The following is a 10,919-nucleotide window of genomic DNA, read 5'->3' as shown; positions in this document are numbered from 1 at the left end:
TTTTGGCAACGCAGATGCCGTGCCGCAGCTGCCGGAGCGGTGCTTAAGCCGCAAGGCGGGAATTGTGCGGTGTTGCCCTTACTTTCTTTCCACATAAAATGGGGCGCTGCCGTTTCACCCGGCAGCGCCCCATTCCTTTTTCTTTCGTTTGCCCGGCTCAGCGATTGCGTTTGCTGCGGTGGCTGATCAGCATGGCAATGCACACCACCATGCCCAGCAGGGCGGCAGCGCCCAATACCAGCAGCCCCAGCTCAAAGGCCTGGGCGTTAAAATCCGTTTTCAGCTTTTCGGTTGCGGTGTTCAGGGCATCATCCACAGCGTCCCCGCTGCTGGTCGATATTGTAGCGCCGGAATCCGCTTCCAGTGCGCTCTGTGCAGCGGAAGCTGCTTCCCCATCTCCCAGTGCATTCAGGGCATCCACAAGGGCCTGCCCAGCCATCGTGTGCATCAGGGTGCTGGATGCACTTTTGACCTTTTCGCCGTTCACAGCGCGGCTCAGGTAATCAGCCAGTTCATTGCAGGCACCGCGCAGGGCGGGTTCTGCATCGGCATCCACCTGCCAGCCGCTGCTGGACCACATGCCGATCTTATACAGCAGCAGCTGCATGCCGGCATCCGCCGTCATGGTGCTGTACACCTTGTTGCGGAACGCTTCGCTGTCGCTGGTGTTCATGCTGCCAAAGCTCATGGCAATAAACTGGTAGCAGCGGTCGTAATCCGTCAGGTTGGTGTAATAGTTCCGCAGCACATCGGCAACGTTGCTGCCGCTTTTCAGCTCGGACCCTGCCACAACGGAGTCCAGGTCAGCGCGCAGGTCCTGGTCGCCAAATTTGGAAGCACTGCCGTCATCCTCAATGGCAAAGGTCTGCTGCATCAGGCTGGCATAGCCGTCTGCATCGCTGGCCTGCCCGGCATACACCTGCGCCAGCTGCATGCAGTCGCCGCCCCAGCTGCCGGCAATGGGCATGCCGCGGTATACCAGGTTCATGGCCGCCAGCAGGTGGCCGAAATCAATGCCCTGCCCGTTGGGCAGTTCCACGGTGTTCATCCCCTGCAAATCCCACAGGTCCGGGTCTGCATCGGTGGCGTACTTTTCAAATTCGCCATCGCGGGTGCCCGCCGTCAGCTGCCAGATGTCCGTGTTATAATCCCCCACACGGGTAAAGCTCAAAGTCAGGTCAATGGGGTCATCGCCGCTGTTCTTTTCTTCAATATACTGTTCCGCCAGCGCTTGCAGGCGGCCCAAGCGGTCCAGCGTTGTTTCATAGTCCGCACTTTCCGCTTTTGCAGGCAGCGCCAGCAGCACCAGCAGCGCCAGTACCCCCGTGATGACCCACACCATACGGCTCCGAATGGCTTCCGTAACCATACACCTCCACATAGGCCGGCACATGCCGCGCACCAGCCCACTTTGTAACTATTTTGTATTTTTTAAGTATACCACAAACAGCCGGTGCCTGTCCACGCTTTTTTCCGCTTTGTGCTGTTTTGGCGCACAATTTACAATCCTTTCATTTTCTCCCCCTGCTCTGCTGGGTGCCAAACGCCGCGCAATGTATCCCCCCGCTTCGTGTGCCCTATTCTCTCATAGGGAGGGGCACATTGTGCGCCCGCCAACCTATAACCCCAACAACACTTTGGGGATTAAACTCCCCCGCCTTGCAAACACTTTTTTCTGCCTGTCCATCCCACCAAAAAACAGCCGGGGCCAATCGCCCCGGCTGTCCGTTTCTTCTAATCTCTAACTTCCACATTTACAGCACAATGCGGAAACTTACACTGTGGTCTTCCTCGCCAGAAACATGGTAAGGCTCTTCCACATCGGTGCCCCAGCTGTCAATGCCGCCAACGCCACGCACTGCGCCCAGCACCATCACACTGGTGCGGCCGGTCGCGGGCAGCTCCGTAATGTGCTGCGCCGCCTCGATCTCCTGCGCCGTGTTGGGCAGCGCGCTGAACGCAAATGGTGCATCCACCTGCTGCAAGGTCAGCGCGGCAGTCGTGTGGCCGCAGGCATCCCGCTGTTCCAGCATGGCCTGCCGCGTCTGCATGTGCATGCCGCAGTCCTGCGGAACCAGATGTGGCTCCACATGCGGGGTTTCCTCATGGCAGCCGAACACACCGCCCTTATAGCGGTCCGGGTAGGTTTCGCCGGAAAGCCCGGTCCACACCGTGCGGGTCACCGGGCCAAAGGTTTCAAATTTCACACCAAAACAGGGCAGCTCCGGCGCACCGGCTACGCCGTGGTAAACGGCATCCACCCGCAATGCGCCCTGTGCTTCCACAGTGTAGACCAGCTCTGCGCTGGCCCCCGGCACAGTGGGGATGCCAAACTGGAACTGCACCTTTACGCAGTCGGGAGCTGCTTCCAGCACCTTCATGCCGTTATATGTTACAAACACATCCGCCGCCATCCAGGCCGCCGCGCGCAGCGGGAAGCCGCATCCGCGGTCATTGTCGGTGGAGGCCCGCCAGAACGCCGGGCGCGGTGCGCGCCACAGCCATTCGGTGCCGTTCACCTTCAGCGATGCCGGGCCAGCCCCCGCAATGGAGAAAAGCATCTCAAAGTTTTTGCCCTTTACGCCCAGGTTGCCGTCGCCCTGGGTCACCACCAGGGGGTAGGTGCGGCGGCTCTGCCAGGCTTCGGCCAGCGTACGGTCTGCCTGTGCTGCCGCAGCATCGTTGACGGCATCCTGCGCCGCACGGTCCGCCGGGCTGGCGTACCAGTAGCGTACATCCTGCATGGCGGGCTTCTCTGCGCCATCGGCGTATACAATGCCGTTGCCGCTGAAGTTATAATCCGTTGTCCGCTCGCCAAAATCGCCGCCATAACCCAGTACCTTGCGGCCCATGACGTCCGTATGCCAGATGGCCTGGTCCATGTAGTCCCAGATAAAGCCACCCTGGTACTGCGGGTATTCTTCCGCCAGCTTCACATAGCTTTCCATTCCGCCCAGAGAGTTGCCCATATCGTGCATGTATTCGCACAGGATGAACGGCTTTTCCGGCTTGGATTCCAGATATTCCCGGATTTCCCACGGCTTGGCGTACATTCGGCTTTCCATATCGGTAATGGCCGCAAACGCGCGGTTATGCACCACACCTTCATAATGCACCAGACGGCTGGGGTCCTTGGCGTGGAAAAACTGCGTCATGGCCAGAATATCCTCGCCCGCATAGCTTTCGTTGCCGCAGGACCAGATCAGCACCGCGGCGTGGTTTTTGTCGCGCTCCAGCATGCTGCGGGCACGGTCCACCACACAGTCTTTCCATTCCGGCAGGCTGCCCGGCACATTCCAGCTGGGTTCGATCACGCCCAGCTTCTGCCAGCTACCGTGGCTTTCCAGGTTGGTTTCATCGATCATGTAAATGCCGTTTTTGTCGCACAGATCATACCACAGGCTTTGGTCCGGGTAATGGCAGGTGCGCACGGCGTTAATGTTGTTGGCTTTCAGCACGGCCATGGCGGCGTTCATATCATCCGCATCAATAGCGCGGCCCTTTTCGGGGTTCCATTCGTGGCGGTTTACACCGTTGAACACCACACGCTCCCCATTCAGGCACATGATGCCGTCCTTCATCTCAAAGCGGCGGAAACCGATGTCATAGGGCACCACTTCCTGCACGGTGCCCTGTGCATCTTTCAGCGTCAGCTCTGCATGGTACAGCACCGGGGTCTTGTGGCTCCACGGCTGAATCCCCTCCAACTCAATCGTGTTCCCCGTCACAGGGCCTTCATACAGGGCATAGCCCTCCGGGTCGGTCAGGCGCAAAGTCACACTGACTCCTTCGGTCTCTCCATCCAGCTTCAGCTCCGGGGTCAGCAGACCAGTGGTGTTATCCTCGCTCAGGCCCGCTTTCAGCCAGATGTCCGCCAGATGCACCGCCGGTTTGGCGTACAGGTATACCGGGCGGAACATGCCGGAGAAGCGGAAAAAGTCCTGGTCCTCGATCCATGCTGCACTGCTGCGCTTGTACACTTCCACGCAGATGCGGTTGCCGGTTTCTTTGATGTACGGCGTCAGGTCAAATTCCGAGGGGGTAAAGCTGTCCTCTGCATAGCCCACGAACTTGCCATTGCACCACAGGTACATGGCCTGTTCCACACCCTGGAAGCTGATGCATACCCGCTGCCCGCGCAGCCCGGCATCCAGATCAAATTCCCGCACATAGCTGCCAACGGGATCATCGTTCAGATCCACCTGCGGCGGCCGCAGCGCACTGCGTCCATCCCACGGGTACAGCGTGTTGGTGTATTGCAGCTGACCATAGCCCTGGGTCTCCATATGGCCCGGCACACGGATGGTACCAAAGCCCGAAAGATCCGCTCCTTCGCGCCAGAAATCCGCCGGGCGCTGGGCCGGGCAGCTGCTCCATACAAAGCGCCACATGCCGTCCAGCGGCTGGCGCAGGCTGCTGTGGCGCTGCGCGGCTTCCTGCACAGTACGGTAGCATACATGGTCCGAATGGGCATCCAGCCGGTTCACGGCAAACACAGTCGGGTCACTTAACCAGTTCAGTTCCGGTATCATGATAATATTGCTCCTTTTATTTTTGCCTAAGGTGTATCTGAAAACAAAGAAAATGACGGATATTTCGCAAACACAAGCAGGATTTTAAGGCAAAGAGCCGTAGGAATCCTTTGTGGATTCCAAGGCTTTTTAACGCATAATCCCGCTGCGTTTGTAGAAATAGACGATAGTTTCGACTGTTTCAGATACCCCCTAAGGGATGTCTGAAACAGACTGAATGCTCGACTTTCCAGACACACCTTACGTACAGAGTTAATTTTTATCCGTTTCGCATTGCCGCAAAACGATTTTGATACTTGCATCCGCCGCCGCAATGTGGTAATATGATTAAAGCGTAATCTTTCGTTCCATCTGCAATGCTTTTTACAGCGGCTTTGCACCTGCTTTTGTACGTTCTACTGCCAGTCTAACACACAAAATGTACCCGGTCAACAACGGTTTGTTTTCTGTACAAAGAGCTGGTTTTTTCTCTCTCCGGAACATGTCGGCATGGCGTTTTCTCAATATATGCGATCATAGCTCAGCTGGATAGAGCACTGGCCTCCGACAACTGCGACAGGGCAGGTTTTTGGCTTGTTTTTGTGCGATACAGCGTGATTTGCGTTTGTAAAAACGCGGTGGTCAACGGTAGTCAGACCACGAATTGACCACTATTGGAAATTGACTACTTTACAAGATTGAAATACGCTGTAACGGCGTTTTTCATATATAAGCGATCGTAGCTCAGCTGGATAGAGCGTTCGGCTCCGACCCGGAAGGCCAGAGGTTCGAATCCTCCCGGTCGCACCAAGAGCAGCACCTTATGGGGTGCTGCTCTTTTTGTTTTGCATGGATTTTATGGGGCAGCAAAAGGGAGGATTCGAACAGCCCGTGCCCCGCGCTTTGCGTCCCGCGGGGCAGAAACGCCCCAGTGGGAACTTTCTGTTTTTCGTTGTTTGCATGATGAGCCTGTTCCGCCTGCCACGCGGCAAACTCCCGCTGGCCCTCCTCGCTGTTCCAACAGGCAAGGATGGCCGGGCAGAATGCCCGCGCCAGACGGTCAATGACTTCATCGGGATAAGGGGAAGTGTTTGTGGACTTTTCCTTTTTGTTCAAACGCACGCTCCTTTGGACATCTGTGAACAGCATACCATGTGCCTGATTTCCGTTTCGCACATTGTAATGTTCGCAGAAAAAACTTATAATGCTTTTGAACCTGTAGGACACACAAAACGCAGAAAAGAGAGGGAATCATGAGAAAACTGTTCCTTTTGGAAGATGATCTGAGCCTGATCAGTGGGCTGACCTTTGCATTCAAGAAACAGAGCTTTGCACTGGATACAGCCCGGACGCTGGCAGAAGCCGAGGTGCTGTGGTCAGACAGAAAATATGACCTGCTGGTGCTGGATGTTTCCCTGCCGGATGGCTCTGGCTTCGATTTCTGCCAGAAGGTGCGGCGCACATCCAACGTGCCGATTCTGTTCCTGACTGCTTCGGATGAGGAAATGAATATCATCATGGGGCTGGAACTGGGCGGGGATGATTACCTGACCAAGCCGTTCAAGCTGGGTGTCCTGTTGTCGCGGGTCAATGCACTGCTTCGCCGTGCAAATGCGTCCAGCGCAGGAGAACCCGTACTGGAATCGGGCAGCATCACCGTCCGGCTGTTGCAGGGGCAGGCATACAAAAACGGAATCTTGCTGGAACTGACCGGCGCAGAGTACAAGCTGCTCTGCTTCTTTATGCAGCATCCGAATGCCGTGCTATCCAAGGAACAAATTCTGGATGCACTGTGGGACTGCGATGGGGATTACATTGACAGCAGTGCCTTAACAGTGTACATCCGGCGGCTGCGGATGAAGATTGAGGACGACCCCGGCAAACCGCAGATGCTGCTGACCGTCCGCGGCATGGGCTATAAATGGAATGGGTAAAGGTGCCGTATGAAAGTATTCGCAAACCGGGAGATCCGAAATTTGTTCCAAGCCGTGCTGGCGGTCTGGGCGGTGGCATTGGTTCTCACGCAGGGTATCATATGGCATACGACGCACGCATTCTCTTTCGCATTACTGTTGGTTTTTCTTCTGCTGGGCGGCTGTCTCTGGGGCGTGCTTTTTCGCTATTTCCAAAGGCAGAGCGCGCTTCTGGAACAGGCAGTCCAGCAAATCCAAAGCTGTCTGGATGGCAACCCGGATGCACGACTGGACTGCGACCGGGAGGGAGAATTTTACCGTCTGTTTCACTCCGTTAATGCATTGGCGGCAGTTCTGAGCGCACACGCAGACAACGAGCAGCGTGAGAAGCGTTTTTTGAAAAATACCATTGCAGATATTTCGCACCAGCTCAAAACACCGCTGGCGGCGTTGAATATCTACAACGGTCTGCTTCAGGACGAAGCTGTTTCGCCGTCGGAGGTCAAAGAGTTTGCAGACCTGTCCGAACAGGAGTTGGACCGCATCGAAACGCTGGTGCAGAATCTGCTCAAAATCACCCGGCTGGATGCCGGTTCGGTCGTCTTGGAGAAGAAAAACGAAAATGTTGCTGAAATGGTGCAGGACATTGCGCGGCAGTATAACTATCGTGCAGAGCAGGAACAGAAAAAGCTTGTTCTGTCCGGCTCAGAGGCGGTTACACTTTGGTGCGACCGTGACTGGATGCAGGAAGCTGTGGACAATCTTGTAAAGAATGCCCTTGACCACACAAAGAGCGGAGATACGATTCAGGTAGAGTGGAATGCACTGCCGTCCATGGTTCAGATCAAAGTGCGCGACAACGGCAGCGGCATCCACCCGGAAGATTTGTACCATATCTTCAAACGGTTTTATCGCAGCCGCTTTTCACAGGATACACAGGGCATCGGGCTGGGTCTGCCGCTGGCAAAAGCCGTTGTGGAAGCCCATCACGGCACCATTGAAGTAGACAGCGAGCTGGGAAAGGGCACAACCTTTACTCTGAATTTTCCGATTCCTACAAAATTGTAGGCTGAGTGTAGGCTTGCAGTAAGGTTGACGTGTTATCCTTTTCTGCACAGACAGAGATAATCCGTCTGAATCGAAGGAACCTGCAAAGTGAGGGATACACTATGGAACTATTAGAAGTCAACCATCTCTGCAAGACCTACGGCAGCGGAGAAACTGCTGTCCATGCGCTGAAAGATGTTAACTTTTCAGTGCCGAAAGGCGAATATGTGGCGGTCGTTGGCGAATCCGGCTCCGGCAAAAGCACCCTGCTCAACCTGATTGGCGGACTGGATACGCCGACTTCCGGCAAGGTGCTGATTGATGGCAAGGATGTTTTTGCCATGAAAGACCGGGAGCTGACGATCTTCCGCCGCCGCAATATCGGTTTTATCTTTCAGGCATTCAACCTCATCCCGGAACTGACCGTAGAACAGAACATCCTGTTCCCGGTGCTGCTGGACTACCAAAAGCCGGACAGGGCATATCTGGAAGAACTGCTGACCGTGCTGAATCTGAAAGATCGTCGGAAGCATCTGCCAAGCCAGCTTTCCGGTGGGCAGCAGCAACGGGTAGCCATTGGCCGCGCCCTGATGACCCGCCCTTCACTGATTTTGGCGGATGAGCCGACCGGCAATCTGGACACCCAGAACACCAGCGAGGTCATTGCCCTGCTAAAAGAAACATCCCGGAAATACGAGCAGACTATCCTGATGATCACCCACAACCGCAGTATTGCGCAGACGGCAGACCGGGTGCTGCAGGTATCGGACGGCTGCCTGACCGATTTTGGGAGGTGCCGGGAATGAGCAGCACAGAAATGAAAAGCTATCTGAGCCTGATCCCGATTTCTGCCAAGGTACGCAGACGGCAGAACCGCATGACGATTTTGTGCATCGTCCTTGCGGTGTTTCTGGTCACGGCGGTGTTCAGTATGGCAGATATGGCGATTCGGATGGAAACCTCAAACCAGCTGAACAAAAACGGAAACTGGCATATCATGGTAAAGGACATCTCCCCTGAAACAGCCGCAGAGCTTGCCGCACAGGAGAATGTTGCTGCACTTTCGGCGTATAGCGACATCAACGCTTCCCTTACGGAAAACTACTTTGCCGGAGATAAACGTGCCGCACTGGTAGGAGCAGATGATGCAATCCTTCAAATCTTTCCGGGAATGCAGTGTAGCACTGCCCCGGCGGATGGCGAAGTGCTCGTGACAGCAAACATCCGGGATTGGCTGGATGTTACGGTCGGTACAGCGATTCCGCTGACGCTCCCGGATGGACAGACCATTTCGCTTACTGTCGCAGGTTTCAATGAGGATACCTCCGATACGAACCAGTATGATGCTGTTGTGCTGGTGATGAACCGCAGTACATTTTCTCAGATTGCCGCACAGGTAGAAGAATCCTTTGAAACACAGTATTTCATCCAGTTCAAGCCACGTACCAATTTGCGGCAGTCCATTGTGAACATCGAAAACAAGTACGGAATTTCAGAAGAAAAAATCTCCGAAAATACTTACCTGATGGCGTTGAACGCAAGCAGCAACAACGATTATATTGTAGGCTTATATGCGGTAGCGGCTGTGTTGGCTGGCATGGTCGTCCTTGCCGGAATTTTTATGATCACAGGCAGCATCAACAGCAATGTAGCTCAGCGTACCAGCTATTATGGAATGCTGCGTTGTCTTGGGGCAGGAAAAAATCAGGTTCGGATGCTTGTCCGGCTGGAAGCTCTTTTCTGGTGTAAAACTGCTGTTCCAGCAGGATGTGTGCTGGGAATCGTTTCCACATGGGGATTGTGTTCCTTTCTGCGTGGATTTATCGGCGAGGAGTTCAGCTCTTTACCAGTGCTTGGCATCAGCCCGGTCGGTATTATCTGTGGTTCCGCGCTGGGACTTATCACGGTTTGGTTCGCGGCATCTTCTCCGGCACGGCGGGCGGCAAAAGCTTCTCCGATCACAGCAGCAACTGGGAATGTAGTGGAAAATGCAGCGGATTCTCCGTGTCATGCTCGGTTGTTTGGAAGTCGTGCAGAGCTCTCTTTGGGCGTGAGCCATGCAACCTCGTCCAAAAAGAACTTGCTTCTGATGACAGGTTCCTTTGCGTTAAGCATTCTCCTGTTTTTGAGCTTTTCGGTTTTGCTTCGTTGGGTTGGATTTGCGCTGAATCCGGTGCAGTCCTACGCACCGGACTTATCGGTGGCTGAAACATCCGGGCAAAATGTCCTTGACCCGGTGCTGGTGGAGCAGCTGGAAGCTCTGCCGGAAGTCAAACACGCATTCGGGCGGATGTATTGCCCGCTCCCGGCGGAATATCAGGGAAAACAGGGGTCCATCGACCTGATTTCATACGATAGTATACAGTTTGACTGGGCGAAAAAAGACCTGATTGGCGGAACCCTTCCGCAGGAGCCGGAGGATGGCACATACCCTGTGCTGACGGTATTCGACAAAAGCAACTCCCTAACCGTGGGTGATACCATTCAGCTGGAGGATGCAAAGCTCACAGTCGTGGGTGTATTGAACGACAGCCCGTTCAGTAGTACCGATTCCCCGATTGTTATCTGCACCGAAGAAACCTTCCATCAGCTGACCGGGCAAAACCGCTATGCGGTGATCGATATTCAACTAAAAGATACCACAGCAGACGCAGCCATTGCACAAATACACACCCTGCTGAGCGACACGTTAAACAAGCAGGTTGTTTTTTCCAACCGAATCGAAGGAAATCGGATGATACAAAGCACCTACTGGGCGTTTCATCTGGTGGTCTATGCGTTTCTCATCGTGATTGCAGGAATCACCATTCTGAACATCATCAACAGCATTTCCATGAGCGTGTCGGCACGAATGAAGCAGTATGGCATCCTGCGTGCCATCGGGATGGATGATGCACAGCTGAAACGCATGATCTCTGCCGAAGCTGGCACCTATGCGGTGTCCGGTCTTGTGGTGGGCATTGCGCTGGGTCTTGTGCTGAATCGGAAGCTGTATATCCTGCTCATCACCCATTATTTCGGTGCAGCGTGGCAGGTGCCGTGGGGGTGTCTTGCCGTGATTGTCGTAGTCGTGCTGGCGGCTGTGGTGCTGGCAGTATATAACCCGGTCAGGCGAATCCTCATGCAGCCCATTACTGCAACCATCAGTGAATTATAAGCCAGAACAACAGATGTCCATCAGCTTATGGAGAAAACCATAGGTCGGTGGGCATCTGATTTGCGAAAAGAATTAAATGCTGTTCGCTGATTTTCCCATTGCAAACCGTTGTAAAATATGGTATTTGTCATATGCTCACATCCTTTCTTGATTTTTCCTGTTGCCTCGTGTACCCCATTTGAATACACTTTCCAGGGGAGAAAAAAAGAGCCCGGAGAACCTTACCGATTTGGTAAGGTCCTCCGGGCTCTTTCTATATTTTCTCTGTTCTATCCGGGCGTAAGGGTACAC

Annotated in this window: 7 protein-coding genes and 1 tRNA gene; 6 read left to right on the top strand and 2 right to left on the bottom strand. The window is 54.5% G+C overall.

All coding sequences use genetic code 11. The annotated features are described in order from the left end of the window. Positions 1–157 precede the first annotated feature (157 nt). Together C4885_RS05175 and C4885_RS05170 are read right to left on the bottom strand one after the other, a co-directional pair. Positions 158–1,369 (bottom strand): hypothetical protein, encoded by a 1,212-nt coding sequence (locus C4885_RS05175; RefSeq protein WP_147237763.1) that lies wholly within the window; start codon positions 1,367–1,369, stop codon positions 158–160. Between the two features lie 385 nt (positions 1,370–1,754). Further along, positions 1,755–4,532: a glycoside hydrolase family 2 TIM barrel-domain containing protein gene (locus tag C4885_RS05170; protein WP_113999325.1), complete on the bottom strand. Its 2,778-nt coding sequence runs from the start codon at positions 4,530–4,532 to the stop codon at positions 1,755–1,757. A gap of 712 nt (positions 4,533–5,244) precedes the next feature. Between C4885_RS05170 and C4885_RS05165 the strand changes: the two genes are divergently transcribed. From C4885_RS05165 to C4885_RS05140, 6 genes are all read left to right on the top strand, one after another. Beyond that, positions 5,245–5,321 (top strand) — tRNA-Arg (locus C4885_RS05165). Between the two features lie 39 nt (positions 5,322–5,360). Next, positions 5,361–5,768, top strand: coding sequence for a hypothetical protein (locus tag C4885_RS16635; protein ID WP_242979493.1), 408 nt, complete (start codon positions 5,361–5,363; stop codon positions 5,766–5,768). Continuing rightward, entirely contained in the window at positions 5,765–6,445 is a 681-nt protein-coding gene (locus C4885_RS05155) for a response regulator transcription factor (RefSeq protein WP_113999324.1), read from the top strand. Before C4885_RS16635 ends, C4885_RS05155 begins: the two co-directional genes overlap by 4 nt. A gap of 9 nt (positions 6,446–6,454) precedes the next feature. Next, positions 6,455–7,492, top strand: a complete 1,038-nt coding sequence (locus C4885_RS05150; RefSeq protein ID WP_113999323.1) for a cell wall metabolism sensor histidine kinase WalK — start codon at positions 6,455–6,457, stop codon at positions 7,490–7,492. A 101-nt stretch (positions 7,493–7,593) separates the two neighbouring features. Next, positions 7,594–8,277: an ABC transporter ATP-binding protein gene (locus C4885_RS05145; protein ID WP_113999322.1), complete on the top strand. Its 684-nt coding sequence runs from the start codon at positions 7,594–7,596 to the stop codon at positions 8,275–8,277. Continuing rightward, positions 8,274–10,628, top strand: a complete 2,355-nt coding sequence (locus C4885_RS05140) for an ABC transporter permease (protein ID WP_113999321.1) — start codon at positions 8,274–8,276, stop codon at positions 10,626–10,628. Before C4885_RS05145 ends, C4885_RS05140 begins: the two co-directional genes overlap by 4 nt. The last annotated feature ends 291 nt before the right edge of the window (positions 10,629–10,919 follow it).

It is taken from the genome of Subdoligranulum sp. APC924/74 (assembly GCF_003324125.1).
Classification (GTDB): domain Bacteria; phylum Bacillota; class Clostridia; order Oscillospirales; family Ruminococcaceae; genus Gemmiger; species Gemmiger qucibialis.
The sequence above is the reverse complement of the archived record's forward strand: the minus strand, read 5'-3'. Positions and strand labels throughout refer to the sequence as shown.